Origin of the sequence: Paraburkholderia sp. J10-1 (genome assembly GCF_905220165.1) — a bacterium.
Taxonomy (GTDB): Bacteria; Pseudomonadota; Gammaproteobacteria; order Burkholderiales; family Burkholderiaceae; genus Paraburkholderia.
Map to the genome: position 1 here is coordinate 77,068 of NZ_CAJMYW010000017.1, position 24,660 is coordinate 101,727.

General features: G+C 62.5%; 24 protein-coding genes. 17 read left to right on the top strand and 7 right to left on the bottom strand.

Features of this window, described 5'->3' with window-relative positions; all coding sequences use genetic code 11:
• The first annotated feature begins 14 nt into the window (after positions 1-14).
• The 10 genes from U5A65_RS33785 (at position 15) to U5A65_RS33830 (ending at position 12,371) form a co-directional block, all read left to right on the top strand.
• Positions 15-1,106 carry a 2Fe-2S iron-sulfur cluster-binding protein gene (locus tag U5A65_RS33785; RefSeq protein WP_415766109.1) on the top strand — a complete coding sequence of 364 codons (1,092 nt, stop codon included), beginning with the start codon at positions 15-17 and terminating at the stop codon, positions 1,104-1,106.
• 550 nt (positions 1,107-1,656) lie between these two features.
• Positions 1,657-2,946: a glycine betaine/L-proline ABC transporter ATP-binding protein gene (locus U5A65_RS33790; protein WP_321913496.1), complete on the top strand. Its 1,290-nt coding sequence runs from the start codon at positions 1,657-1,659 to the stop codon at positions 2,944-2,946.
• The gene (locus U5A65_RS33795; protein ID WP_321913495.1) at positions 2,943-3,824 is read left to right on the top strand and encodes a proline/glycine betaine ABC transporter permease; all 882 of its coding nucleotides are present in this window, start codon (positions 2,943-2,945) and stop codon (positions 3,822-3,824) included. Before U5A65_RS33790 ends, U5A65_RS33795 begins: the two co-directional genes overlap by 4 nt.
• Positions 3,825-3,901: 77 nt before the next feature.
• On the top strand, positions 3,902-4,783 hold the full coding sequence (locus tag U5A65_RS33800; RefSeq protein WP_321949019.1) for a glycine betaine ABC transporter substrate-binding protein: 882 nt from the start codon (positions 3,902-3,904) through the stop codon (positions 4,781-4,783).
• A 100-nt stretch (positions 4,784-4,883) separates the two neighbouring features.
• Positions 4,884-6,179, top strand: a complete 1,296-nt coding sequence (glyA, locus tag U5A65_RS33805) for a serine hydroxymethyltransferase (protein WP_321949020.1) — start codon at positions 4,884-4,886, stop codon at positions 6,177-6,179.
• 74 nt (positions 6,180-6,253) lie between these two features.
• Complete coding sequence (locus U5A65_RS33810) at positions 6,254-7,141, top strand: dihydrodipicolinate synthase family protein (protein WP_321913492.1); 888 nt, start codon at positions 6,254-6,256, stop codon at positions 7,139-7,141.
• Positions 7,142-7,150: 9 nt separating this feature from the next.
• A complete protein-coding gene (locus tag U5A65_RS33815; RefSeq protein WP_321949021.1) occupies positions 7,151-8,482 on the top strand; it encodes an FAD-binding oxidoreductase in 1,332 nt (443 codons plus the stop codon).
• 17 nt (positions 8,483-8,499) lie between these two features.
• Complete coding sequence (locus tag U5A65_RS33820; RefSeq protein WP_321937918.1) at positions 8,500-9,993, top strand: aldehyde dehydrogenase; 1,494 nt, start codon at positions 8,500-8,502, stop codon at positions 9,991-9,993.
• 211 nt (positions 9,994-10,204) lie between these two features.
• The gene (locus U5A65_RS33825) at positions 10,205-11,206 is read left to right on the top strand and encodes a LysR substrate-binding domain-containing protein (protein ID WP_321913489.1); all 1,002 of its coding nucleotides are present in this window, start codon (positions 10,205-10,207) and stop codon (positions 11,204-11,206) included.
• Between the two features lie 64 nt (positions 11,207-11,270).
• Complete coding sequence (locus U5A65_RS33830; RefSeq protein ID WP_321949022.1) at positions 11,271-12,371, top strand: GlxA family transcriptional regulator; 1,101 nt, start codon at positions 11,271-11,273, stop codon at positions 12,369-12,371.
• Positions 12,372-12,419: 48 nt separating this feature from the next.
• On the opposite strand, the gene fghA is transcribed toward U5A65_RS33830, so the two are convergent.
• The 4 genes from fghA to frmR are packed head-to-tail and all read right to left on the bottom strand — an operon-like array spanning position 12,420 to position 15,306.
• Positions 12,420-13,262 carry an S-formylglutathione hydrolase gene (fghA, locus tag U5A65_RS33835; RefSeq protein ID WP_321913487.1) on the bottom strand — a complete coding sequence of 281 codons (843 nt, stop codon included), beginning with the start codon at positions 13,260-13,262 and terminating at the stop codon, positions 12,420-12,422.
• Positions 13,263-13,269: 7 nt separating this feature from the next.
• The gene (gene gfa, locus U5A65_RS33840; RefSeq protein ID WP_321913486.1) at positions 13,270-13,845 is read right to left on the bottom strand and encodes an S-(hydroxymethyl)glutathione synthase; all 576 of its coding nucleotides are present in this window, start codon (positions 13,843-13,845) and stop codon (positions 13,270-13,272) included.
• Positions 13,846-13,867: 22 nt separating this feature from the next.
• Positions 13,868-14,977 carry an S-(hydroxymethyl)glutathione dehydrogenase/class III alcohol dehydrogenase gene (locus U5A65_RS33845; RefSeq protein ID WP_233888494.1) on the bottom strand — a complete coding sequence of 370 codons (1,110 nt, stop codon included), beginning with the start codon at positions 14,975-14,977 and terminating at the stop codon, positions 13,868-13,870.
• Between the two features lie 56 nt (positions 14,978-15,033).
• On the bottom strand, positions 15,034-15,306 hold the full coding sequence (gene frmR, locus U5A65_RS33850) for a formaldehyde-responsive transcriptional repressor FrmR (RefSeq protein WP_028221606.1): 273 nt from the start codon (positions 15,304-15,306) through the stop codon (positions 15,034-15,036).
• Positions 15,307-15,470: 164 nt separating this feature from the next.
• On the opposite strand from frmR, the gene U5A65_RS33855 reads away from it, so the two are divergent.
• From U5A65_RS33855 to U5A65_RS33865, 3 genes are all read left to right on the top strand, one after another.
• Positions 15,471-16,532, top strand: coding sequence for a patatin-like phospholipase family protein (locus U5A65_RS33855; protein ID WP_321913485.1), 1,062 nt, complete (start codon positions 15,471-15,473; stop codon positions 16,530-16,532).
• 28 nt (positions 16,533-16,560) lie between these two features.
• Positions 16,561-17,184: a hypothetical protein gene (locus tag U5A65_RS33860; RefSeq protein WP_321949023.1), complete on the top strand. Its 624-nt coding sequence runs from the start codon at positions 16,561-16,563 to the stop codon at positions 17,182-17,184.
• A 173-nt stretch (positions 17,185-17,357) separates the two neighbouring features.
• Positions 17,358-17,654 carry a hypothetical protein gene (locus U5A65_RS33865; protein WP_321913483.1) on the top strand — a complete coding sequence of 99 codons (297 nt, stop codon included), beginning with the start codon at positions 17,358-17,360 and terminating at the stop codon, positions 17,652-17,654.
• Here the strand turns inward: U5A65_RS33865 and U5A65_RS33870 are convergent, their stop codons facing one another.
• Positions 17,655-19,538 carry a PAS domain S-box protein gene (locus U5A65_RS33870; protein ID WP_321913482.1) on the bottom strand — a complete coding sequence of 628 codons (1,884 nt, stop codon included), beginning with the start codon at positions 19,536-19,538 and terminating at the stop codon, positions 17,655-17,657.
• On the bottom strand, positions 19,538-20,659 hold the full coding sequence (locus U5A65_RS33875) for an ABC transporter substrate-binding protein (protein WP_321937907.1): 1,122 nt from the start codon (positions 20,657-20,659) through the stop codon (positions 19,538-19,540). Before U5A65_RS33875 ends, U5A65_RS33870 begins: the two co-directional genes overlap by 1 nt.
• A gap of 287 nt (positions 20,660-20,946) precedes the next feature.
• Between U5A65_RS33875 and U5A65_RS33880 the strand changes: the two genes are divergently transcribed.
• The 4 genes from U5A65_RS33880 to U5A65_RS33895 all read left to right on the top strand — a co-directional run bounded on the left by U5A65_RS33880 (position 20,947) and on the right by U5A65_RS33895 (position 24,131).
• The gene (locus tag U5A65_RS33880) at positions 20,947-21,255 is read left to right on the top strand and encodes a hypothetical protein (protein ID WP_321913480.1); all 309 of its coding nucleotides are present in this window, start codon (positions 20,947-20,949) and stop codon (positions 21,253-21,255) included.
• 124 nt (positions 21,256-21,379) lie between these two features.
• Positions 21,380-22,894 (top strand): histidine kinase, encoded by a 1,515-nt coding sequence (locus U5A65_RS33885; protein WP_321949024.1) that lies wholly within the window; start codon positions 21,380-21,382, stop codon positions 22,892-22,894.
• Positions 22,869-23,501 carry a response regulator transcription factor gene (locus U5A65_RS33890; protein ID WP_321913478.1) on the top strand — a complete coding sequence of 211 codons (633 nt, stop codon included), beginning with the start codon at positions 22,869-22,871 and terminating at the stop codon, positions 23,499-23,501. The genes U5A65_RS33885 and U5A65_RS33890 overlap by 26 nt, the downstream gene beginning before the upstream one ends.
• A 417-nt stretch (positions 23,502-23,918) precedes the next feature.
• Positions 23,919-24,131, top strand: a complete 213-nt coding sequence (locus U5A65_RS33895; protein ID WP_321913476.1) for a hypothetical protein — start codon at positions 23,919-23,921, stop codon at positions 24,129-24,131.
• Positions 24,132-24,155: 24 nt separating this feature from the next.
• Here the strand turns inward: U5A65_RS33895 and U5A65_RS33900 are convergent, their stop codons facing one another.
• Positions 24,156-24,476, bottom strand: a complete 321-nt coding sequence (locus U5A65_RS33900; protein ID WP_321949025.1) for a hypothetical protein — start codon at positions 24,474-24,476, stop codon at positions 24,156-24,158.
• Positions 24,477-24,660 lie beyond the last annotated feature (184 nt).

Below are 24,660 nucleotides of genomic sequence, written 5' to 3' on the forward strand. Positions count from 1 at the left end.
CGCGGGGCGGGCAAATGGCCGATCGCTTTTGCAGTGCGAGCACGTGGGAGCGCGCAGACTCGCAGTGGCCGAGTCACGAGCGACGCACGCTCGCGTGCGCGCGTGTGTCAGCCGAGACCCATGACGTGCGCACGTTCGTGTTCGGCACACAGGATGGCCGGCTTTTCAGCTTCGAGCCGGGGCAATTCATTACCGTGTCCGCCGAGATCGACGGCAAGGAGGTCAGCCGTTGCTACACGATCTCTTCGCCGCCTACACGGCCCTATACGCTTTCCATCACGGTCAAGCGGGTACCGGGCGGCGTCATGTCGAACTGGCTGCACGAGAACATGAGAGAGGGCGTCGAATTGAAGGCGTTCGGGCCGTCTGGCGTATTCACGCCTGCTTCGGGGCCGGCTGCCAGGAGTCTTTATCTTTCTGCGGGGTCGGGTGTCACGCCGTTGATGTCGATGACGCGAGCCGCGCTCGACCTGGGACTGAACCGCGACATCGTGTTCATTCATAGCGCGCGAACACCGGAGGACATTATCTTCCGCCACGAGCTTGCGCATTTGTGCGCGCTCTCGGACAAGCTGCGGGTCGTCCACGTGTGCGAGGCGCACGGGGGCGAGCCGGCCTGGTCGGGTCCTGTGGGGCGTCTCAGTCTCGATCTGCTGATCGACCATGTGCCGGACTACCATGACCGCGAGGTGTTTGTCTGCGGCCCCGCCGGTTATATGGAAGCTTCCAGAAAGATGCTCGCGGAGGGTGGCCACGACCCCTCGCGCTACCACCAGGAAAGCTTCAACTTCGCGCAGACGGTGGAGTGCACTCAGGAGCCGGTTGCCGATCCGGCCGCTCAATCCGGCTTTACGGTGCAACTGGCGCGCTCGGGCCGCTCGTTCACCATGGACGCCTCGCAAACCGTGCTCGCCGCAGCGCGCAAGGCCGGCGTGCCCTTGCCGTCGTCATGCAGCCAGGGCATATGCGGGACCTGCAAGACGAAAGTGCTCGAAGGTGCCGTGGACATGAAACACTATGGCGGCATTCGCCCGCGCGAAATCGAGAAGGGTATGCGGTTAATGTGCTGCAGCCGCCCGACTTCAAACCTGGTTCTCGATTTGTAGCAGAAAGAGCGCGGTCTGAGCTGTTTCGACGGCTGCTTAGCCTGACCTGAAATGATCCTGTGCCCCGTAATGGGGCAATTCCTTTTTTGTCGTCTGAACTGTCGCCCCTTCCTCGCGGTTTTCGCGCATTTTCCTGGTAATTTCCCTGACTGAATCCCGCCAGGGCTTTCCCTTGTTCGACACGGTGGGCCCCGTCTGGCGAGGACTGGCCGGACGGCGCCGTTTCCGGCACTCAATTTCCTGCAAAGCCCCGGCCTATATGGCGAATGCGCACTACGTGCGTATTCGCTAAACATTTCATCGCCTTCTGCGTGCCTCGCACGCATTACCAAAGGTATGGGAAAGGGTCGAAAAAATGTAGCTGGAGCGCGCAATTTGGATTGCTACGCTGCAATCACTGCATCAGCGACTGCGCCGGAACCGGAATCAACAAAGAATTGGATTCGACGCCAGGCAGACGTTAATGCGAGCTGAATCGCCGCGCTAGAACTTCTGGTCGCAACGGAGTTCGCCAGCATCAATTTTCTGAACCAGCCAGTTGGGATGACAAATGGCCCCTCATCTGACGTTCGCACCGGGCGACGCAATGCCGCCAGGCGCAATCAACACAGCGGGTACGCCTTCGGTGGCCCGGCCCATTGCCCTATCAGGCACTGACATTCTCACGGTCAAGAACCTGTCGAAGATCTTCGGTCCGAAGCCCGAGATTGCCGCGCAACTGGTCAAGCAGGGGCTGGGCCGCGATGAAGTCTTCAAGCGCACCGGCAACATGGTGGCGGTCAACAACGTCAGCCTCAACGTGAAGGCCGGCGAGATCTTCGTCATCATGGGCCTCTCGGGTTCCGGTAAATCGACGCTTGTGCGCCTGCTTAACCGGCTCATTGAACCGACGTCCGGCCAGGTCGTGCTCGAAGGCCGCGATATCGCGCCCATGTCCACGCCGGAGCTGCGTGAAGTGCGCCGCAAGAAGATGGCGATGGTGTTCCAGTCGTTTGCGCTGCTGCCGAACCGCACGGTGCTCGACAACATTGCGTATGGCCTCGAAGTCGCGGGCATGAAAAAGTCCGAGCGCTATGCAATCGCTCGCGCCGCGCTCACGCGCGTGGGTCTTGGCTCGTACGAAAAGCTTTTGCCCGGCGAACTCTCGGGCGGTATGCAGCAACGGGTCGGTCTTGCGCGCGCCCTCGCGGTCAATCCTGCCGTGCTGCTGATGGACGAAGCTTTCTCGGCACTCGATCCGCTCATCCGCTTCGAAATGCAAAGCGAATTGCTGCGGCTTCAGAAGGAAGAGCAGCGAACCATCGTCTTCATTTCGCACGATATCGAAGAGGCCATCAAGATCGGAGGCCGTATCGGCATCATGAAAGACGGCTGCCTGATCCAGGTCGGCACGCCGGCTGAACTCATTCAGTCGCCGGCAGACGACTACGTGCGGGACTTTTTCCGTCACGTCGACGTTTCGCGCTTCCTCAAGGCCGACCGCCTGATGACCCGCGTCGAGCGTGGACTCATTGCCGGCGACGTCGGTGCGCCGGCCGAGCGTTACCTCAATCAACTGATCGACAGCGGCGCCGAGTGTGGCTATGTGTGCGATCAAGCCGGCCGCTACCAGGGCTGCGTCACGCCCGCTTCGCTGCACAAGGCGGGCGCCCAACCGCTGCGCGAAGCGCTGCTCAAGGACCTGAGCACGGTCTCGCTGGACACCGACCTGCACGAACTCAGCGCGATCGCATTGAGCCAGCAACACGACGTGCCGGTCACGGACGCGGCAGGCAAGCTCGCGGGCGTCGTGTCGTGCCGAACGATACTCAAACAGGTTATGGAGCGGAGGGCAGCATGAATTCGTCAGGCATCGGCAAGTTCGCAGAGAACGCCGTCAATTTTCTCTTCAATCACTTCCAGGGCGGGTTCAACGCGTTTTCCGCGGCGCTCGGCGCTGTCGTCAAACTGCTCGAGGACGGTCTGGGCGCCATCCCATTCCTCGCGATGCTGGTGTTTCTTGTGGCGTTTGCGTTGTGGCGCCGTGGCATCGCGTTCGCGGTGTTCGTCGGCGTCGCGCTGATGCTCATTCACTACATGGGGCTGTGGCCGCAAACCGTTGCGACGCTCGCGCTCGTCGTGGCCGCGACGGTGTTCAGTCTGATTGTCGGCGTGCCGCTCGGCATCTGGGGCGCGCGAAACAAGCGCGTGGAAATGATCCTGCGCTCACTGCTCGATTTCATGCAGACCATGCCGGCGTTCGTTTATCTGATCCCTGCCGTGATCCTGTTCGGGCTGGGCCGCGTGCCTGCCGTGATCGCAACGGTCGTGTTCGCCATGCCGCCTGTCGTGCGACTCACGACGCTCGGCATTCGCCAGGTGCGCGAGGAACTGCTGGAAGCGGGCCGCTCGTTCGGCAGCACGGACGCGCAACTGCTCTGGAAAATCCAGCTGCCGAATGCATTGCCGTCCATCATGGCCGGTGTGAACCAGACCATCATGATGTCGCTTTCGATGGTCGTGATCGCCTCGATGATCGGCGCGGGCGGCCTGGGTGAGTATGTGTTGAGCGGCATTCAGCGCCTCGACATCGGCATCGGCTTCGAAGGCGGGCTCGGTGTCGTGCTGCTCGCCATCGTGCTGGACCGCCTGACGGAGACGTTTGGCGCGAAGGCGAAGAAGAGGAGATCTGTCGCGAAAGTGAGCAAGGGCAGCACCACCGAAGCCGCGCATAGCTGACCAGCCGGTTACCTGCAAGTCACAGGCAGGTAACCGTGAAGGAACGGGTAGTTTCCACATCAATACGGAGTACTAACATGATTAGCGATGTTTTCAAATCACTCGTGACGAAGGTTGCGCTATCGACGGTTCTCGCCATCAGTGTCGGCGTCGGGTCTGCCGTGGCCGCGGAGCCGATCAAGATGGCGGTCACGGACTGGGCGGATGTACTCGCCACGGCCAATGTCGCCAAATACGTGCTCGAGACCAAACTGAACCAGCCGGTCAAGTTCGTCAATGCCGATATCGGCATTCAGTTTCAGGGCGTGGCGCGCGGCGATCTGGACATCATGGTGGGCGGCTGGCTGCCGGTGACGCACGCCGTGTACTACGCGAAGTACAAGAACGATCTGGACGATGTCGGCGTGATCTACACGGGCGGCAGAAACGGCTGGGCCGTGCCTGCATACGTGCCGGAGTCCCAGGTTTCGTCGATTTCCGATCTGAACAAGCCGGAAGTCAAGAGCAAGCTCGACGGCACGATTCAGGGCATTGGTCCGGGTGCGGGCCTGATGCAAGCCTCGCAGAAGTCGGTTGAGGCATACAACCTGAACGGCTACAACCTCCAGTCATCGAGCGAAGCCGGCATGCTCGCCGCCGTGTCGCGTGCGTATCAAACGAAGCAATGGGTCGTGGCCACGGTCTGGAGCCCGCACTGGCTTTGGCAGAAATGGCAGATGCGCTATTTGAAGGACCCTAAGGGCACGCTGGGCGGCGAAGAGCAGATTCACGCGTTCGCGTCCAAACAGTTCGCCACGAAGTTTCCCCGCGCCGATGTGTTCTTCAAGCATTTCAAGCTGACGCTGGCGGATGTCGAAGCGATCGAGCTCGAAGGCAACAGCACGAACGACTACGCGAGCGCTGCGAAGAAGTTCGTCGACGCCCACCCGGACAAGCTGAAAGCCTGGCTGCAGCAGTAAGCCGGCGATCCGTATTCAAGGGGCAGGAAGGGCCCGCTGCCCCAGCGATTTTCAAGTTCCAGCAGGGCCTGCAAGACACGATTACTTCCTGGAGTGACCCGTGAGCGAAAACTCGTGCTTCTTTTCTGAAACGCTCCAAAGCCGTGACCCGGTCATCGCATCCGAGATCGCGCTCGAATTGCGCCGCCAGCAAACGCAGATCGAATTGATCGCCTCCGAGAATATCGTTTCGGCGGCGGTGATGGAAGCGCAAGGGACGGTGCTGACCAACAAGTATGCCGAGGGCTACCCGTCGAAGCGCTATTACGGCGGCTGCGAACACGTGGACCGCGTCGAGGCGCTCGCCATCGACCGCGTGAAGGCGCTGTTCGACGCCGAGTACGCCAATGTGCAGCCGCATTCCGGCGCGCAGGCAAACGGTGCGGTCATGCTCGCCCTGGTGAAGCCCGGCGACACGGTGATGGGCATGTCGCTCGACGCGGGCGGCCACCTCACTCACGGCGCGCGACCGGCGCTTTCCGGCAAGTGGTTCAACGCGGTGCAGTATGGCGTGAGCCCGCAGACGTACCGTATCGACTACGACGCGGTGCGCAGGCAGGCGCAGGAGCACCGCCCGAAGCTCATGATCGCGGGCTATTCCGCGTATCCGCGCGCGCTCGACTTTGCGGCTTTCCGTGAAATCGCCGATAGCGTCGGTGCGCTGCTCATGGTCGACATGGCGCATATCGCGGGCATTGTCGCGGCCGGACGGCACGACAACCCGATCAAGTACGCGGACGTGGTGACGTCGACCACGCACAAGACGCTTCGTGGTCCGCGCGGCGGCTTCATCCTCACCAACAACCCCGACATCGCGAAGAAGATCAACTCCGCCGTGTTCCCCGGCCTGCAGGGTGGTCCGCTCATGCACGTCATTGCGGGCAAGGCGGTGGCGTTCGGCGAAGCGCTGCGTCCGGAGTTCGCGAGCTACATCGACCGCGTGCTGCGCAACGCCGCGGCGCTGGGCAACGTGCTGCAATCGGGCGGGCTTTCGCTCGTCACGGGCGGCACCGACAACCATCTGCTGCTCGTCGATCTTCGTTCCAAACGCATCACGGGCACGCAGGCCGAAAAAGCGCTCGAGCGCGCGGGCATCACCTGCAACAAGAACGGCATTCCGTTCGACACGGAGAACCCGACCGTGACCTCCGGCATCCGGCTCGGCACGCCTGCCGGCACGACACGCGGATTCGGCACGGCCCAGTTCGAGCAGATTGGCGAAATGATTCTTGAAGTGTTGGCGGGACTGGAGAGCGAGCCCGGCGGCGACGAGCAGGTCGAGCGCGCCGTGCGCAGCCGCGTGAGAGACCTGTGCCACCAGTTCCCGATTTATTCGCACGCCGACGCCCTGGCGTAAGCCAGGCGCTCAGGGCCGCGAATGCAGTAAATATCCGATTATCTGTTTGAAGATTATTGAAGAGAGGAATCAAAATGAGCTTCGAGGGCGTACATACTCCGCTGGTCACGCCGTTTAAAGAGGACGGTGAAATCGACCACGCTTTGCTCGGCAAGCATGCAGCGAATCTTGCAGGCCGCGTAGCGGGCCTTGGAATCGGCGGCACCACGGGCGAATACTATGCGTTGAGCTTCGAGGAACGCGTCAAGACGTTCAACACCGTTGCGGAGGCGGCGGGCGGCAAAACGTATCTGACCGCGGGCATCAACGCGACCACGACGAAGGAGGTGATTCGCCTGGGCCTGGAGGCGAAGCGCGCTGGTCTGTCGTCGCTGCTGGTTGCCGCGCCTTACTACGCGCAGCCGACGCAGGAGGAACTGCTCAGCCACATGCTGAAGGTGGACGACGCGCTCGACATGCCGATCATGCTGTACAACTTTCCGGCCCGCACGGGAACGGAGATCAGCGACGGCGTGCTGGCAACGCTGCTGGAGCGTCCGAACTTTATCGCCATGAAGGAAAGCACCGGCGATATTTCACATCTGCATCATCTCGTCACGCACTTCAAGGACCGCTTGGTGCTCAGTTGCGGCATGGACGACCAGGCGCTCGAATTCTTTGCGTGGGGCGCGAAGAGTTGGGTTGGCGGCGCATCGAACTTCCTGCCGGAAGCGCACACGGCGCTTTTCGACGCGTGCGTCAAACACAACGACTTCGTGCTGGGCCGCCAACTGATGTCGCAATTGCTGCCGGTGCTCGAACTGCTCGAGCGCAGCGGAAAATTCATCCAGTACGTGCGCTATGGTTGCGAACTGGTGGGGCTGCCGGTTGGCGTGGCGCGTGCACCGCTCGGTTCGCTCACGCAAGAGGAACGCAGCGCATTTGCGCAGCTTGTGAAACCGCTCATTCGCAACGCCCAGTAACAACAGAAAATGGTCTCGAACCTGGAATTCGCGCGCTTTCCTGCGCCAGACGGCGTCAACGGGTGGTGGGAAAGTCTCCCGCCAGCGCGGCCTGCCAAAACGGTGTCGGCTGAGCTTCGATACGACTGGGTCGTTGTGGGCGGCGGGATCACCGGGCTTTGTGCCGCGCGGCGGCTTGCCGAGTTGTCGCCCGATGCGTCGATCGCGCTGGTCGAGGCCGATCGCATTGGGCGCACGACGGCCGGACGCAATTCCGGATTCTTCGTCGATTTGCCGCACGACATCAGCAGTGAAAGCTATTCGCGCAGCGTCGCGGAGGACAAGGCCGACGTGCGTTTCCAGCGGCACGGCATCGACTACGTGCGCTCGATCGTACGCGCGCACAACATCGACTGCGATTGGCGCGACGACGGTAAATTCCACGCCAGCGTCAACAAGAAAGGGCTCGACGCGCTAAAGCATTTTGCGCAGGGGCTGACGCGCATTGACGAAGCATTCGAATGGCTCGATCAACCCGCCATTCGTGCGGTGACCGGCACGGACTTTTACCAGGGCGCGCTATTCACGCCGGGATGCAGCACGGTGCAGCCGGCGGCGCTCATGCGAGGACTGGCGGCTACGCAGCCGGAAAACGTCAAGGTGTTCGAAATGAGCGCGGTGACGCAGGTCGAGCAGCGCGGCAACGAGAAAGTCCTGCATTTCGCCCGGGGAAAGATCGTCGCCAAACAGGTGATTCTCTGCACGAACGCGTACGCGGCGACGTTCGGTATTCACCCCAATGGCTTGCTGCCCGTGTACACGTTTGCGTCGATGACTCGCGTCATGAATGCCGCTGAGGTTGAAAAGCTGGGCGGCACGCGATCGTGGTCGCTGATTCCGGCGGACCCCATGGGCACGACGGTGCGCCGTCTGGCCACGGACCGTATTTGCGTGCGCAACCATTTCGCGTTCAGGCCCGGGTTGCAGGTCTCGGAATCCGATCTCACGAAGGCGAAAGCGCTGCATCAACGCTCGTTCGACCGCCGGTTCCCCATGCTCAAGGGTGTCGAACTCGAGTACACGTGGGGCGGTCCGTTGTGTCTTTCGGCGAACAACGGCGCGCTATTCGGTCGCCGCGACGACGGCATCCTGGAAGCGGTGGGATGCAATGGCCTCGGGCTGAGCAGAGGCTCTTCGTCGGGCAAGCTGATCGCCGAATACGCGCTAGGCCAGACCAACGATCTGATCCAGCAGCTTCTGAAGCAGCCGCACCCGCGTTCGCTGCCGGTTCGGCCGATCGTCGACATGGCGGTGTCGGCGACGATCTGGGCGAAGGAAATGTCGGCGGGAGCCGAGCTTTAATTAACCAAGGACACGAGATGACGACGCATCAAGAGTGGAAGCAGAAAGCAGCGGCACTATCGCTCGACGGACGGGCATTCATTGCTGGAGAGCGGTGTGGATCGGCATCGAGCGAAACGTTCGCCACGCTCAATCCCGCATCGGGCCAGGTGCTCGCGGAAGTGGCGAAATGCGGCGAAAAGGATGTGGACCATGCTGTCGCGGCCGCGCGCAATGCATTCGAATCCGGCGTGTGGTCGAAGGCCGCGCCGGCGCATCGCAAGGCGGTGCTGCTTCGCCTCGCGCAACTGATCGAATCGCATACGGACGAACTGGCGCTGCTCGAAGCGCTGGAAGCGGGCAAGCCGATCAGCGAATGTCTCGCGCTTGATATTCCCGAGTCGGCAGCTTGTATTCGTTGGCATGCCGAAGTGACGGACAAGCGTTACGACGCGCTGTCGCCTTCCGGCGCGGATGTCGTCAGCATGATTACGCGCGAGCCGATAGGCGTAGTGGGCGCGGTGCTGCCGTGGAATTTCCCCGCGCTGATGCTGGCCTGGAAAATCGGGCCGGCTTTGTCGGTCGGCAATAGCGTGATCGTGAAGCCGGCGGAGCAAACGTCACTCTCTACGCTGCGCATTGCCGATCTCGCTCTCGAAGCGGGCGTGCCCGCGGGCGTATTCAGCGTCGTCACGGGCTTTGGGGAAAGCGCGGGACAGGCGCTGGGCCGCCATCCCGATGTTGACCTCGTTGCGTTCACCGGGTCGACGGCGACCGGCAAGCGCTTTCTGCATTATTCCGCGGATACCAATCTGAAGCGGGTGCTGCTCGAATGCGGCGGGAAGAACCCCCAGGTGATTCTGCCCGATGTCGCGAATCTCGATGCGGTCGCCGAACAGGCTGTTGCCGCGGCATTCTGGAACATGGGGGAAAACTGCAGCGCCGGCTCGCGCATTCTCGTGCCTTCGAGCAAGCGGGCGGAACTGGTGGAGAAAGTCCAGGCCGTACTGGCGGGCTGGAGGACCGGCGATCCGCTCGACCCCGACGTGAAGCTTGGCGCGCTGATCGAGCAGAAGCACTACGAGAAAGTGCTCGCGCACATCGAGAAAGCGAAGGAGCAGGGCGCGCGCGCGGTGTGCGGCGGGCGTGCCGCGCTAACCGAAACGGGCGGATGGTTCGTCGAGCCCACGATCTTCGATCAGGTCACGCCGGACATGGCCATCGCGCGGGAAGAAGTGTTCGGGCCTGTCGTGTGCTTTATCGAATACGACGACGTGGAAGACGCCATTCGCATCGCGAACGACACGTGCTACGGTCTGGCCGCTTCGTTGTGGACGGATAACGTGAACAGTGCGCATAAGGTCGCTTCGCGTATCCGCGCAGGCACGGTCACGGTAAACTGTTTCGGCGAAGGTGACCTTTCGACGCCATTCGGCGGATTCAAGCAATCGGGCTTTGGTGGGCGCGACAAGTCTGTCTATGCACACGACCAGTATTGCGAGCTAAAGACCACCTGGCTGAAGCTGGCGTGAATGGGTAGCGATAAAGCGGGAGAGCGGGCCGTCAGGCCCGTGCACACACGATGAAGGGGGAGCAGGTTGTTGGCGGAACGTAAGCCACGGTATGAACCACATCACTTGCCACCGGGAATACGGACTCGCACACTATTCTCATCCGAATCCCTTTATGGTTCGTGGCGCGCTTGAACGCGCCATGCGGGCACCCGTTTAAAGAGCGCAAGCCATGTTAAAGAAGCAGCTATTCGCAGACAGACTCCTCGCCCAGATGCCGTCGCTGCGGGCGCTCCGGTGCTTCGTGACCGCGGCGCGCTACGAAAGCTTCACCCAGGCGGCGGAGGTGCTTTGCGTCACGCAGGCCGCAATCAGCAGACAAATCAAGGAGCTGGAAGATTCGCTCGATGTCGCGCTGTTCGAGCGCACCGGCCGGCATATCGCGCTGACCGATGCGGGACGCATCCTGTACAACGCGTCGTACCTCTCCATCATGAATATCGCCGAGGCGGCGGAGGCAGTGCGCCGCACGGACCGGCACGCGTTGACGATTTGCGTCTCCCATACGTTCTCGGCCCTGTGGCTGTCGCAGCGCCTGCCGGCGTTTCGCGAGCGCTTTCCAGAGATCCAGCTGAATGTGATGGTCACCGAGCACTTCATGGAGTTGGACGAACTCATGGAGCCCGACATCATCATCACGAAGAATCCACCGCGTGAGCCGGAATACGAGGTGGAGCCGTTATTTCATGATGTCGTCTACCCGGTTTGCAGCCCGACGTTTTACGACCGGCATTTTCGCGGCAAGAAACTCAAGCCGCTCGATCTGCTTTCGCAACCCACGTTGAATCTTTCGTTGCTCGGGCGCGCCCAGGTTTGTGAACACGTGGACTGGCGCGTGTGGCGCAACTGGTTTCAGCAGGGCGACGGCACGGACATGCTGACTGAAAACAGACATCTGGAGAGCAACGACTATCGGCTTCTGGTCGCGCAGGCGGAAGCCGGCGAAGGCACGCTGCTGGGCTGGCACCACTTACTCCACCACCAGGTCGAGCAAGGCCGGCTGATACGGCCAGTGCCCGATGCGCTCGTCTTTAGAGACCGCTACCACTATTTGATTACGCACCGGAACGCGCGGCCACGCACCGAGTATCTGCAGTTTCGAAACTGGCTGACGGAAGAAGCCGGCACAATGATGCGCGACTGGCTCGACGCCGGCGTTGCGGTCACAGGCTAACGGGTAGCGGATAACAGGTTTCGACCGTATCGATTGTTTGATATGTATTTGCACAGGCGGCCCCATGGTTCACCCCACGATTGACAGCGAAGCCACGGCCACAAGGCGGCTGCGTTTCGGGATCGTGCTATTGCCCAACTTCACGTTGACCGCCTTTTCCGGCTTCGTCGACCTGCTCAGGCTCGCAAGCGACGAAGGCGACATGAGCCGGCCGGTGCGGTGCTCATGGACCATCGTCGGAGAAAATCTCGTGCCGGTTCGCGCGAGCTGCGGCATCCAGATCACGCCGTGGACGACTTTCGAGGAGGCCGAGCCGTTCGACTATGTCGTGATCGTCGGCGGCCTGCTGCATTCGGGGCCGCCTGCCAGCGACGCGACACTCGCCTTCATTCGCGCCATGGCCGAGACGCCGGCCACGCTCGTCGGACTCTGCACCGGGGCATTCGCGCTCGCGAGAGCCGGCGTGATGAACGGATATCGCATATGCGTGAGCTGGTTCCACTACTGGGATTTCGTGGAGCGCTTCCCGCAAGTCGATGAGCGTGACCTCGTTGCCGACCGGCTCTTTGTGATCGACAGAAGACGCATTACGTGTTCGGGCGGCCGTGCGTCGATCGACGTTGCCGCGGCTATTCTGCTGCGCCATGTCGAGGCCACCATCGTGCGCAAGGCGCTGCGTATTCTGCTCGTGGACGATGCGCAAAAAGGCAATGCGCCGCAACCGCATCCTCCGGGTCTCGAGCCCGCTACGCATCCCAAGGTCAGGCGCGCGATTCTGCTGATGGAGCAGCACGTGGGCCAGCCGCTGAGTCTGCCGGATCTGGCCCATCGGCTCGATGTTTCGGTGCGCCAGCTCGAACGCCTTTTCACGACGGAGACCGGCAAATCTCCGGGCGCATACGCGCGGCAGATTCGCCTGCGCATGGCGTCGTGGCTGTTGACGAGTTCGGACCGCACCGTTGCGGATATTGCGTCGTCATGCGGTTTTTCCGACGCTTCGCACCTCGGCCGCGAGTTCCGCAAGGAGTTTGGCGCGTCGCCCAACGAATATCGCACGACGCGGCTGCCGAGTTCGCATGAGGCGCTACTGGGCACGCCGGAGCCGGATACGCCGTTGCCTGCTGACTATGTCGAGGCACCCGCTCAGCAACTGGGCGCGCCGTAACAAGCGCGACGTGCGGCGCTGAATGCCGCACGTCGGGCCGGGCCCGCGTCAAGCCAACGCTTTGGCGTGATACGCCATATGCTCGCCGATAAAGCTGGCGATGAAGTAGTAGCTGTGGTCGTAGCCTTCGCGAACGTTGAGATGCAGCGGATGTCCCGCTTTCTCGCAGGCCGCCTGCAGCAGTTCCGGCCGCAACTGCGTGCTCAGGAAATCGTCGCCGCCGCCTTGCTCCACGAGCAGCGGCAGCTTTTCGCTCGCGCTTTTGCCCCCGTTAGCGACCAGATCCACGGCGTCATACTGCTGCCACGTTGCGCGGTCGTCGCCAAGATAGGCGGCAAGCGCCTTTTGTCCCCACGGCACCTGGCTTGGCGCGACGATTGGCGAGAACGCGGAGACGCTGCGATAACGGCCCGGATTGCGCAGCGCAACGACCAGTGCGCCGTGCCCGCCCATCGAGTGCCCGCTGATCGAGCGTGCGTCGCTTGCCGCAAACCCGGCCTCGACAACGGCCGGCAATTCGGTGACCACGTAGTCGTACATGCGGAAGTGCTTCGCCCACGGTTCGCGCGTGGCGTTCACGTAGAAGCCTGCACCCTGGCCGAGATCGTAGTCGGGTGAATCGGCCACGTCGCTGCCGCGCGGACTCGTATCTGGCGCGACGACGATGATCCCGTGTTGCGCCGCGTAACGTTGCACGCCGGCCTTGGTGATGAAGTTTTGTTCGGTGCAGGTGAGGCCCGAAAGCCAGTACAGCACGGGGCATTTCTGCCCGCGCAACGCGGCCTCGGGCAGATAGATACCAAACTTCATTTCGCCGCCGACGGTGGAGGAGGCGTGCTTCCACACCTCCTGGCTGCCGCCGTGGCTGACGTGTTTTTCAATGCGCTCCATAAGCGTTTCAGGCCTCCCGGTAAGTGCCTTTGGCCTTCGCGGCCTGGGTGGAGAGAAGATCCATGAGCGTGGGGCTCAGGCAGTCGTACGGCTCGAGGCCCTTGTCGCGCAGCGTTTGGCGCACGTCGGCCATGGCCGAAGGCGGCGTGCCGCTCTCGATGATCGAGGAGACGAAGGCCGCAAAGCCGGGGCCGTCCCAGCCCGCTTCCTTCGACAGCTCGGTGTGAATGAAGTCGAGCCCGTAGAACGCGTGGTCCTTGTTCTCGATGCGGCCATACAGATGCGTGCCGCAGCCGGTACAGGCATGGCGCCGGATCGTGGCCTTCTCGTCGACGACCTTCAGCTTTTCCCCGTGCGCCGTGACCGTCAACTTGTCGCGCGGCACGACGCCGACGACGGAAAACAGCGCGCCTGCGGGCTTCCAGCACTGGGTGCAGCCGCAGGCATGGTTGAACAGGACCTGCGAGTCAATGCGGACTTCGACCGGGTCTTGTGCGCACTGGCAGCGCAGCGTGCCGCCTGCGAAATTCTCGGCGCCTTTCTGAATGCCGCGATCAACCGTTGGGTGAATAGCTGAGGCCATGGTCTCTCTCCTTCCTTGCGTGTCAGTAATGAACGACGGTCCGGATCGATTTGCCCTCGTGCATCAAGTCGAACGCTTCGTTGATGCCCGAAAGCGGCTTTGTGTGCGTGACGAACGGCGCGAGCTGGATCTTGCCTGCCATCGCGTCTTCGACCATGCCCGGCAACTGCGAGCGGCCTTTCACGCCGCCAAAGGCCGTGCCCAGCCAGCGGCGGCCGGTCACGAGCTGGAACGGGCGCGTGGAGATCTCCTGACCCGCGCCCGCCACGCCGATCACGACCGACTGGCCCCAGCCGCGGTGCGCGCATTCGAGCGCCGCGCGCATGACGTTGACGTTGCCGATACATTCGAAGCTGTGATCCACGCCCCAGCCCGTCATGTCGACGATCACCTGCTGAATGGGCTTTTCGTGATCCTTGGGGTTCACGCAGTCGGTGGCGCCAAAGGCGCGCGCCAGATCGAATTTGCCCGGATTGGTGTCGACGGCGATGATGCGGCCGGCCTTGGCGAGCTTCGCGCCCTGGATAACCGCCAGTCCGATGCCGCCCAGACCGAATACGGCGACGGTATCGCCTTCCTGCACCTTGGCGGTGTTCTTCACCGCGCCCAAACCCGTGGTCACGCCGCAGCCGAGCAGGCACACCTGCTCGGGATTGGCTTGCGGGTTGATCTTGGCGAGCGACACTTCGGCCACCACGGTGTACTCGCTGAACGTGGAGCAGCCCATGTAGTGGTAGAGGGGCTGGCCGTTGTAGCTGAACCGGCTCGTGCCGTCGGGCATCACGCCCTTGCCCTGGGTCGCGCGCACGGACACGCACAGATTGGTCTTGCCGCTCTTGCAGAAGAGACACTCGCCGCATTCGGCGGTGTAGAGCGGGATCACGTGGTCGCCGGGCTTCACGCTGGTCACGCCTTCGCCCACTTCCACGACGATGCCGGCGCCCTCGTGGCCGAGCACGACGGGGAAGAGGCCTTCGGGGTCGTCGCCCGAGAGCGTGAAGGCGTCGGTGTGACAAACGCCGGTATGCGTGATCTTCACCAGCACCTCGCCCTTGCGGGGCGGTTCGACGTCGATCTCGACGATCTCGAGGGGCTTGCCCGGCGCAAACGCTACTGCAGCACGCGATTTCATAGTAGTCCTGTAAAAAAAGGGTTCAGCCAAATCGGGGCGGGAAAACCCGCGGTGAGTTAGCGTAAGTAGGTTCGAACGAGGGTCACGACGTCGTCGATCGATCCCGGAGATTCCGCTGATCCTGCAAGGTGGGTGAACTCTTCGCGCAGGTGGCTTTCGAGCACACCGGCCATCACGCCATTGATCGCGCCGCGAATCGCCGCCAGTTGCTGGAGCACGGGCGCGCAGTCGGCGCCTTCCTCCAGCGCGCGCTCGAGCGCGTCCAGCTGGCCGCGAACCCGGCGCACGCGCGTGAGCACGCGCTTCTTTTCTTCGGGGGAATGAGGCATGACCGCATCGATAATGGGGATACTGTGGGGCAGTATAGGGCAATACTGCTGGGGAGTATACGTTTGCATCGATTTTGCTGCTGGAATGCCGGTTGAATAGCGGGGCTGTTCCCGCAGGGCATGCGGCGCATAATGGACGCGCGTACCGCCCGAGGAGGCGACTCATGGCGACGAAGCGAACAAGAAGCCAGAAAAGAGAGCACGACCCTGCGGCGCCCAGGCAGATCGCGCTGGCGTTGCAGGGCGGCGGGATGCACGGCGCGTTCACATGGGGTGTGCTCGACCGCCTGCTCGAAGACGAACGGCTCGCGATCGAAGGCGTGAGCGCGACCAGCGCCGGCGCCATGAACGGCGCGGTGCTTGCGTATGGGCTCATGAAGGGCGGTGTGGGCGGCGCGCGCGAGGCGCTCGATCGCTTCTGGCATGCGGTTGCCGAGTCGGCCGAACGCTACAACCCGTTGCGCTGGGTGCCGTGGCTCAAGGGCTCGCACAGCTTTGGGCTCGATCATTCGCCGCTCTATGCGGTTGCCGACATGATGCTGCGCGTGTTTTCGCCTTATCAGTTCAATCCGGGCAACCTGAACCCGTTGCGCGAGGTGCTGGAAAGCCAGGTCGACTTTGCCGCGCTGCGCAAGGCCTGCCCCATTTTGCTGTACCTGTGCGCGACCAACGTGGAGACAGGCAAGATACGCCTCTTCACGGGTGAGGATATCTGCGCGGACGCCGTGCTCGCCTCCGCATGCGTGCCAACGCTGTTCCATGCCGTCACGGTCGCGGGCGAGCACTACTGGGACGGCGGCTATATGGGCAACCCGGCCATTTATCCGCTGATCTATCACTGCAAGACGCGCGACGTGGTGATCGTCCACATCAACCCGCTCGTGCGGCCAGGTGTGCCGGTCACGGCGGCGGACATTCTGAACCGCATCAGCGAAATCAGTTTCAACTCGTCGCTCATGCGCGAAATGCGTGCCATTGCCTTCGTGACGGAGTTGATCCAGCAACACAAACTCGCTCAGGACGAGATGAAGGAAATGCTGATCCATTCGATCCGCTCCGACGCCGCCATGTGTGCGCTCAGCGTGTCGAGCAAATACAACGCGGATTGGGATTTTCTGTGCGAGCTGCGCGACAACGGCCGCAAGGAAGCCGACGCGTGGCTCACGCAGCATTATGCGGATATCGGTCAGCGCTCGAGCATCGACATTCGCAAGGAATTTCTCTGAAAATCGCGCAGTGCGCAAAGGAGCAGCGGTGAACAGCACGCAGGAACGCTTCGTCGCGTTATGGTCGCGCAGTGGGGGCGCGAACGCGGAGCGCGTCTGCGCCGATCTCGTGCGCCGCTATGGGGAACCGGGGCGCCACTATCACACGTTGCAGCACGTGCGCCGTTGCCTGCGCGATTTCGATCTGGCGCGCGAGGTCATTGCGCATGGCGATCTCGTGGAACTCGCGTTGTGGTGCCACGATGTGATCTATGTTCCGGGCGCGAGAGATAACGAACAGCGCAGTGCGGACTGGCTTCGGCGCTGCGCCGCCAATCGCATTGCGGCATGCGAGCGCATTTGCGAGGCGATTCTCGCGACCTGCCATCACCGCGTTCCCGATGATCTCGATGCGTGCTTCGTTTGCGACATCGATCTCGCTTCACTCGGCGCGCCGCGCCGCCAGTTTTGCGACAACGGTGTGCGCTTGAGAGCCGAGCGCCCGGACCTCGACGAGCACGCGTACGCCATGCAGGAGCGAAAGTTGTTGCAAGGCCTGCTTGCGCGGCCGCGCATTTACCTGACCGATTACTTTCATTCACAGTGCGAGGCGGCGGCACGCGAGAATCTCACGTGGCGCCTCGCGCAGCCTCTGCCGGGCGCTGCGTTATGAAGTCAGGTACGCAATTCAGGATTTCCTGACCCAAAATTCAGCAAACCCCCGCGCCAATTTACGGCTTAATCGCATTTAGACGTGCCGCACCCATGCCGTTATGTCAGTCATGATGCAAACGAGCGAGAGCACCGTATGCGTATCCATCCTGCGAACCTGGAACACGTGTGATCATGACCGGTAGCAAAGACATGCTGAGCGTGCTCAGGTCGCAAGTGGCGGAAACGACCATCAAGATCTCGCAGCTCGCGGCCAGGTCGCTGGTCATGCAAAAATTCATCGAGCTGGCGTTGCCGAAACTGACACCGGCGCAATGCGGCGAGATCCAGGGGGCGCTCAGGCAAGTGCTCGAAGACGTCATGTCGGTGATGGACGATGTCGCGCTTCCCGGCGCCTATCACGCCGCGTTTCTCGACAAGACCAACGAGATGCTGCGTGCGCTCGAAAAGCGCCAGGCAGATGAGCCATAGCTACCTGAGTTCGTTGTCGGCGGGCAGGTCGCGGCTAACGACATCTTGCGTTTCGCTGAATACGATACGAACCCTCGAACCCGTTCCGTCCCGGCTTTCGATATGAAACTGCGCGCCGATCATTCGCGCGCGCTCCCGCATGCCCTGCAGCCCATACGAATTGCCGCGGATCGCGTTCGCCACATCGAACCCGTTTCCGTCGTCGTGAACCTCGAGTTCGAAATGATGGTGGGTGCAACGCAGGACGACTTCGGCACGCGAGGCCTGCGCGTGCCGGCTGACGTTGGTGAGCGCCTCCTGCACGATGCGGAAAACAGCGGTGGCGCGGTCGTCGCTCACGGAAGGTTCGCGGCCTTCGAGCCGGAACGTGCAAACCGTTGCATTGTGGCGGGTGAAGTCCTGAACGAGCCATTCGAGCGCGGAAAGGAGTCCGAAGTTCAGTGCGGCCGGCCGCAGGTGACTCGCGACGTTGCGCACGATGTCGATGGTCCGCTCGGCCAGGCTTCCGATATCGCCGACCTTTTGTTTCCACTCGGCGCCCTGACTCAGCGCGAGCTTGAGCAAAGCAACGTTGATCTTGATGGCGGTGAGCAATTGCCCCAGTTCGTCGTGGATGGTCATGGCGATCTGCCGCCGCTCTTCTTCGCGGATCGATTCCTGATGGGACGAGAGCTGCCGCAGCTGTTCGCGCGAATGCCGCAGCAACTGCTCGGTTCGCGTGCGTTCGCGAACTTCCTCCTCGAGTTGATCGCGATGGCGCGTGAGTATCTCCATTGCGTGCTTGCGCCCGGAGATATCGGTCAGCTGCCCTTCGAGGCATTGTGGTCCCGCTCCGTCGTAGCGTATGCCGCGGGCGTTGAGCTGGCACCACACCGTGGTGCCGTCGGCGCGAGTCAGTTCGATTTCCATCCCCGCGATCTTGCCGGCGATTTGCAGCATGGCGAACAGTTGCGTCGTGTTTTCGCCGGAGAATGACGACGGGGCATGCACCGCGCACGCGTTATCGCCAAGCGCTGCCTTCATGCCCTGAACGTCGCGATAGCCGAGCAGTTGAGCCATCGCGGGATTGGCGTCGCGCAGCTTGCCATGGCGATCGAGTACGAAGAAGCCTTCGAGTGAGTGCTCAATGATGCTGCGGTATTTGCGCTCGCTCTCTCTGAGCGATGCGGTCGAATCGCTCAGGCGTTCGGCCATCACGTTCACGCGCGCCGCCAGCCGGCCAAGTTCGGCACTGGATTCGATTGCGCACCGGCTGTCCAGATCGCCGCTTGCGATGCGGTCGACCATGTCCTCCAGGCGCCGGATGGGTTCGCGCACCAGGTGCTTGATCAGCAGAAAGGTCGTGGCGTACACCACGGCGAGCACGAGCGCGAGGGTGCCCAGCACCGCCGCGCGTGCGGTCGCGAATCCCCGGTCGGCAGCGGCTCTCGTCAATACCACGCGCACTTCGCCGATCTTTTCGGGCGGCGCGTTGCCGGGCGGCGTGAATTCGATCGGCCGCACGCGAACCACGCGCGCCCGCGGGTCGGGCATCGGCGCGTTGCTCGCGTCGGCGAGCACGCCATAATTGATCGCGGTAACGGTGAAGCTCACCACCTCGGGATTCGGTTTCAGCACGTTCAGTTGCCGCGCAATCGCCTCGCGATCGACATTCCATAGCGGCTGCGCAAGCGATTGACTCAGCAGATCGGCAATGCGGTTCGCGCGATCGTCGAGTTCCGCAATCCGGCGTTCGCGCGCATGCTCGAGCAGGAAGAAAGCCGACGTGCCCGCCACCAGCGTACAGAGCACCAGCAGCGAGAGCACGAGTTGCGCGTGCAGGCTGCGTGGAAAGCGTAATCGGGAAAGGGCCTGCAAAGGGGCTTGAAGCGGGGTTTGCAACATCAGGCGGCCTTTGAAGCGGAATTGAGCAGGGCGTCGAGATCGAACGTGTAGGCGCCTGTGCGCCGACTTTGAAGGCGTGAAAAGCCGCTGAAATCGAGGGCCGTGCGGCCTTGAAATGCAATCTCGGCATAACGCTGCGCGTCGCTGCCGTCTAGCACTTTCAGATAGTCGAGCCGCTGACGCGGTCCGCCGACTTGCGCAAAGTCCGCGCCGTAGTGGTAGTCGTGAAGGAGGACCATCGCGCAGGCGCCGATGAACTGGTCCCCCGCCACGATCGCCGCCAGCTCGCCGCGCACGACCGACGCCACAGCTTCGGGCAGTGCGCCCAGGCCACCAACGATGGTCGAAAGATGCCGTTCCTGCACCGCGCTCAATGCGCCAAGCGTCATCGAATCGTTGGCAGCCCAGAGGATGTTGGCGTCCGGATAGCGCGAGAGCAGCACACGTGCCTTGTCGCGCCCGTCGGAAAAACTCCAGTCGCCATAGACAAGCTGGTCGATACGGTCCTGCGGCCGGCGCGCCAGCGCGGCTTGCACGCCCGCGGCGCGCTGCGCCGAAACAGGCGTGGCGGGGTCGCCCGTAATGCCGATCACGCGCGCTGGCGCGCTGCCGTTCAAACGGCTCAGATAGTCCATGAGCCGAAAGCTTCCGCGCTCGGCATCGGCGGTGACGGTGCCGATCCAGTTCGCGATCCGGCCGCGCTCGTTGCCCGTTTGCGCGCGCTGGGCCTCGGTCAGATCGTTGTGGATCAGCAGCACCCTGGCTCGCGAGCGCGCCAGCGTTTGCAGCATCTGGGGCGCGGCCATCTTCTCGTTGACGATCACCACATAGTCGGGGGCGGCCGAACGCGCGGCCACCGCTTCGGCCTGGCGCAGCATCAGCAGATGATCGCGCTGGGCGTAAAGCACTTCCAGCTGCATGCCGAAACGTCTTGCCGTCGTGGCCATGAAGCGCGACACGAGTTGCCAGTGCTGGCCTGTATCGTGTTCCACGCTTTCGCCCGGATTCAGAAATACGACGCTTGCGGGCGGGCGGTTGACTGGCAACGCCATGGTCGAGCGCATCGTCATGAGGCTCGCGCCTATGCCGACGCATTGCGCGATCATCTGTCTTCTGTTCATACGAAATCAGCGTATGCCATGCGCGGCATTGTGTGGAACGGAAGGGGCGGTCGCGCGCAGCATAGCGCGACGTAATCTCGCCGACAATCCGCTTTACTTCGGGCGAGCGTCATAATCGAACGCGGAGATTCAAGGGCGCGATTGGCGATCGCAGCCTGATGTTCAGGATTTCCTGACACGAAATTCAGCATTCCCCTTGGCCGTTTGCAGTCGTGGACGACTGCACGCGATCATTGGCGGGCTCATCATGACGTCAGCACATTTCGAAGCGGCAGAGGCGACGCGCGATGATTTCCGAGTGGGGCGACGGTCTGGCGCGCGTTCAGGACGTGAACACGATCTGCACGCGGCTGTTCGATACGTGGTGCGAATCGCGCAATCTCACACCGTTGGCTTATCTGATGCACTGCTGGCCGCTGCTGGACAGCCGCGCCGGCACGCTACGTCGTTTGCAGGAAAGCATGAAAGACTTGCGCCGCAATCATGCGGACAAACTCGATCTGTATGCGTTGTCCGCGCTTGGCGAACTCGCTCGCAGTCTCGATGAACTGATCGACCGTGCGGAAACCTCCATGCGTCAGTCGTTCGCCACGTAGCGCACGCAGGGTTAGCGGGGGCTGGGCGACGTATTACCTGCATACGTGAGAAAGGGTTGCCGAAGGGCCATGGCTTCGGCAGCGAGGACAATACAAAGGAACCAGGGCCGGAGCGACCGTGGGCATGATGACTGATTCGCAGGCCACGACAGCGAGCCTCTGCACGATTCTGGTTGCAGGCGCTACGCCGAACGAGACCCGTTTGATCGCCGATCATCTCGTATGGGAAGGCTTTCAGGTGCTCGCGGCGAACAACGGCCTCGAAGTGCTGGAGCGCGCGTGCATGTCCCAGCCTCAACTGATTTTGCTCGATGCAGAGGCCGCCTGCGTGAGCGCCCTGGCCACCTGCCGCAGCCTGAAGTCGGACGAGCGCACGCGCGATATTCCGGTGGTGCTCATGATGCCGGCAAGCAATCATCGAGACCTGGCCGATGGGTTCTGGGCCGGCGCAGCCGACCATGTACGCAAGCCCGTGCACGTCGAAGCACTGATGGCCAGCGTGCGCACGCATATCGCGTTGCGCTCGGCCCACCAGCGGATCGCAATACAGCAGCGCCGCCTGCAGGCGTGCGAAACGCGCTTTCGCGCCATCGTCGAATCGGGCCCGGTGGCGATGGGCATCACCTCGATGCCCGACGGCCATCTGCTCTATTCGAACGCGCGGTTTCGCGAGTTGTTTCGCGTGGATGAAGCGGCGTGCGCGACCGTCAATATTGTCGACTTCTACGTCGATCCGAAGGATCGCGACCGGCTGGTGCGCTGTCTCGCCGCGCAAGGCAGCTTCGGCGACGCGGAGGTGAGACTGCGCCGTCCGGACGGGACGCAGTTCTGGGCCATGGCCACAGCTCGGTTGTCCAACTACGACGGCGCGCCCGCCATTTACGTGGGCCTGCATGACATTTCCGGCCGCAAGTGCGTGGAGGACGAACTCGTGCGCGCGCGCGAGCAGCAGCGCGCACTGTCGGCCTATCTGGAAGGGATGCGCGAAGACGAACGCAAGCGCAGCGCGCGGGAGATCCAGGACGAACTGGGCCAGTTGCTCACCGCGCTGAAAATGGATGTCTCGCTGTTGAGGATGCGGCTCACCGACGATCCCGAGGCGATCGGCCGGGCTGACGACATGCGCGAACTGGTCGAAGGCACGATCTGGATGGTCCGCAACGTGGCCAGCCACCTGCGGCCCGCCGCGCTCAATTTCGGCCTTGTTTCGGCGCTCGAATGGCTGACCGGTCAATGGAGCCGGCACAACGCCATGCCTTGCGAACTGCACACTTCGAGTGGCGAGCCCGCGTTGCCGGACACTCAGGCCACGGCGCTCTTTCGCATCGTGGAGGCCGCATTGACGAACGTCGCGCGCCACGCGGCGGCGCAGCGCGTCGAGGTCACGCTCATCGCAGGGCCCGGTTCGCTCGACTTGCGTGTTCGCGACGATGGCCGTGGATTCGACGTAGCGGCCGCGTATGCCAAGTATGCTTACGGTCTGCTTGGCATGACCGAGCGTGCGAGGCTGATTGGTGGTACGTTGAGAATCGACAGTCAGCCTTGCAAAGATCCCACCATTGGCATTGCGTCCGGCACCACGATTTCGATTCATGTTCCGCTCGAAAACAACCATGATCAGGATACTTATCGCCGATGACCATGCCATCGTGCGTGGCGGACTCAAGCAGATCCTCGCGACGACTGCCGACATGGTCGTGACGGCGGAGGCCGGGCAGGGTTCGGAGGTGATCGAAAAGCTGCGGACCTGTGAGATCGACCTGTTGCTGCTGGACATGACGATGCCGGGCATCAGCGGCGTCGATCTCATCCGCCGCGTGCGCGCCGAGGAGCCCGCGTTGCCGGTGCTCGTGCTCAGCATCCATAACGAAGCGCAGGTCGCGTCGCGCGCGCTGCGGGCGGGCGCGACGGGCTATGTGACGAAGGACAGCGATCCCGACGTGCTGCTGGCCGCGATTCGCAAGCTCGCAGACGGCGGGCGCTTTATCGACCCGAAGCTCGTCGACGCCATGGTGTTCGAGAAGCACTCGGGCGACGTGCCTCCACACGAGGTGCTCTCCGACCGCGAATTCCAGGTGCTGCAAATGCTCGCGTCGGGCAAGAGCATCAACGACATTGCCGACGCGTGCGCACTCAGCGCCAAGACGATCAGCACGCACAAGATGCGGCTCATGCAAAAGCTCGGCCTGGGCAATAACGCCGAGGTGATCCGCTATGCAATCCGGCACGGTCTGGTTGGCGAGTAGACGGCGGCCATGCGCGTCGAGAAGGAAATCCTGACAAGCGAACCAGCCATTCCCGAGGGAACTATCTACCCGTCCCGATGGCGGCCGGTTTAGCGGCTGCCTACGATGATCTCACGTGAAGCGTGGGGGGAAAGCGATGGCGGTGCGGCAGTCGTTAGGGGCAGCGGTCGTGAAGTGGCTGAACCCCACCAGCAGACAGACAGTGCGGGTCGTGACGGTGCATCGCGCGCCGTCCGGGCGGATTGCGAGCGTGTTCATCGAGGCGCAGACAACGGACGGGCCACGCGCGCTGTTTTTCTTCCGCCATCCCGACCGTGGGTGGCAAGTGTTTCCCCCCGACGTCCTGCGTCCTTCGATGGGGTGGCGCGCGGAGTGACAGGAAATTGGCGGCAGTTGAGCCGCGAGCGGAGATTGCGCATGGAAGAGATCGCGCCGGACGAATTGCCGTCCCAATACGAAACGAAACTCCGCGACTGGATGAGCAAGTGGTACGACCACGCTGTAGCGCAAGGGCTCGTGCGTCCGCCGTTCCTGCTCGACGACGCCAAGGCCGAGCGCCTCGAAGGCTATTTCGTTGCCGGGCTGACACCCTCGGAGGGTGCGCAGGCCTTCTTTGGTCCTGCGCACTGACGCCTTTGTGATGTGGCGTTGCGCTCAAGCGCCTGCGTGCAGACGCTCGTCGTTGAGCCGATCCAGCAAGTGCCGAAGGCGGCAGGCCTGGGCGGGCATGATCTCCGGCGTGGACGCGATTCGCTGGACGCGCGCGAGCCAATAGCGGCGGCCGAACACGGCGATGTTGTCATCGACGGTGATGGCGGTTTCCAGGTGCGTGATGGCCGCATCGAGGTTTTTCGCCGTATAGGCACTTTGTCCCCGAGCCCCGCTTTTAGCGTCCTCGCGTGTCGTCACGCCTGTCACATCTGGATTGACGGACTGTGGTCGCTGGAATGTTTCTGGTTCAATTGCAATTATCATTATTTTGCCTTGCCGTCGAATATCTCTGCCGTGCGCGCGAATTACGTTTTGCGATTTGCATCGCGACCCCGTCGTGATTTCGATGCGCGCGTGTTGCCGTTCATTCCGGTCCCGAATACCGGAAGTAAGCAACGATCGCGCCAACGTTGCGCAGCCCCATGGCGAAGGGCTCCGGCAGCGAGTG

Excerpts from the sequence above, each read along its gene's own strand:
- U5A65_RS33785 (WP_415766109.1), top strand. The coding sequence starts at position 15 with ATGGCCGATCGCTTTTGCAGTGCGAGCACGTGGGAGCGCGCAGACTCG.
- U5A65_RS33790 (WP_321913496.1), top strand. The coding sequence starts at position 1,657 with ATGGCCCCTCATCTGACGTTCGCACCGGGCGACGCAATGCCGCCAGGC.
- U5A65_RS33795 (WP_321913495.1), top strand. The coding sequence starts at position 2,943 with ATGAATTCGTCAGGCATCGGCAAGTTCGCAGAGAACGCCGTCAATTTT.
- U5A65_RS33800 (WP_321949019.1), top strand. The coding sequence starts at position 3,902 with ATGATTAGCGATGTTTTCAAATCACTCGTGACGAAGGTTGCGCTATCG.
- U5A65_RS33810 (WP_321913492.1), top strand. The coding sequence starts at position 6,254 with ATGAGCTTCGAGGGCGTACATACTCCGCTGGTCACGCCGTTTAAAGAG.
- U5A65_RS33815 (WP_321949021.1), top strand. The coding sequence starts at position 7,151 with ATGGTCTCGAACCTGGAATTCGCGCGCTTTCCTGCGCCAGACGGCGTC.
- U5A65_RS33820 (WP_321937918.1), top strand. The coding sequence starts at position 8,500 with ATGACGACGCATCAAGAGTGGAAGCAGAAAGCAGCGGCACTATCGCTC.
- U5A65_RS33825 (WP_321913489.1), top strand. The coding sequence starts at position 10,205 with ATGTTAAAGAAGCAGCTATTCGCAGACAGACTCCTCGCCCAGATGCCG.
- U5A65_RS33830 (WP_321949022.1), top strand. The coding sequence starts at position 11,271 with ATGGTTCACCCCACGATTGACAGCGAAGCCACGGCCACAAGGCGGCTG.
- fghA (WP_321913487.1), bottom strand. The coding sequence starts at position 13,262 with ATGGAGCGCATTGAAAAACACGTCAGCCACGGCGGCAGCCAGGAGGTG.
- gfa (WP_321913486.1), bottom strand. The coding sequence starts at position 13,845 with ATGGCCTCAGCTATTCACCCAACGGTTGATCGCGGCATTCAGAAAGGC.
- U5A65_RS33845 (WP_233888494.1), bottom strand. The coding sequence starts at position 14,977 with ATGAAATCGCGTGCTGCAGTAGCGTTTGCGCCGGGCAAGCCCCTCGAG.
- frmR (WP_028221606.1), bottom strand. The coding sequence starts at position 15,306 with ATGCCTCATTCCCCCGAAGAAAAGAAGCGCGTGCTCACGCGCGTGCGC.
- U5A65_RS33855 (WP_321913485.1), top strand. The coding sequence starts at position 15,471 with ATGGCGACGAAGCGAACAAGAAGCCAGAAAAGAGAGCACGACCCTGCG.
- U5A65_RS33865 (WP_321913483.1), top strand. The coding sequence starts at position 17,358 with ATGACCGGTAGCAAAGACATGCTGAGCGTGCTCAGGTCGCAAGTGGCG.
- U5A65_RS33870 (WP_321913482.1), bottom strand. The coding sequence starts at position 19,538 with ATGTTGCAAACCCCGCTTCAAGCCCCTTTGCAGGCCCTTTCCCGATTA.
- U5A65_RS33875 (WP_321937907.1), bottom strand. The coding sequence starts at position 20,659 with ATGAACAGAAGACAGATGATCGCGCAATGCGTCGGCATAGGCGCGAGC.
- U5A65_RS33880 (WP_321913480.1), top strand. The coding sequence starts at position 20,947 with ATGATTTCCGAGTGGGGCGACGGTCTGGCGCGCGTTCAGGACGTGAAC.
- U5A65_RS33885 (WP_321949024.1), top strand. The coding sequence starts at position 21,380 with ATGATGACTGATTCGCAGGCCACGACAGCGAGCCTCTGCACGATTCTG.
- U5A65_RS33890 (WP_321913478.1), top strand. The coding sequence starts at position 22,869 with ATGATCAGGATACTTATCGCCGATGACCATGCCATCGTGCGTGGCGGA.
- U5A65_RS33895 (WP_321913476.1), top strand. The coding sequence starts at position 23,919 with ATGGAAGAGATCGCGCCGGACGAATTGCCGTCCCAATACGAAACGAAA.
- U5A65_RS33900 (WP_321949025.1), bottom strand. The coding sequence starts at position 24,476 with ATGATAATTGCAATTGAACCAGAAACATTCCAGCGACCACAGTCCGTC.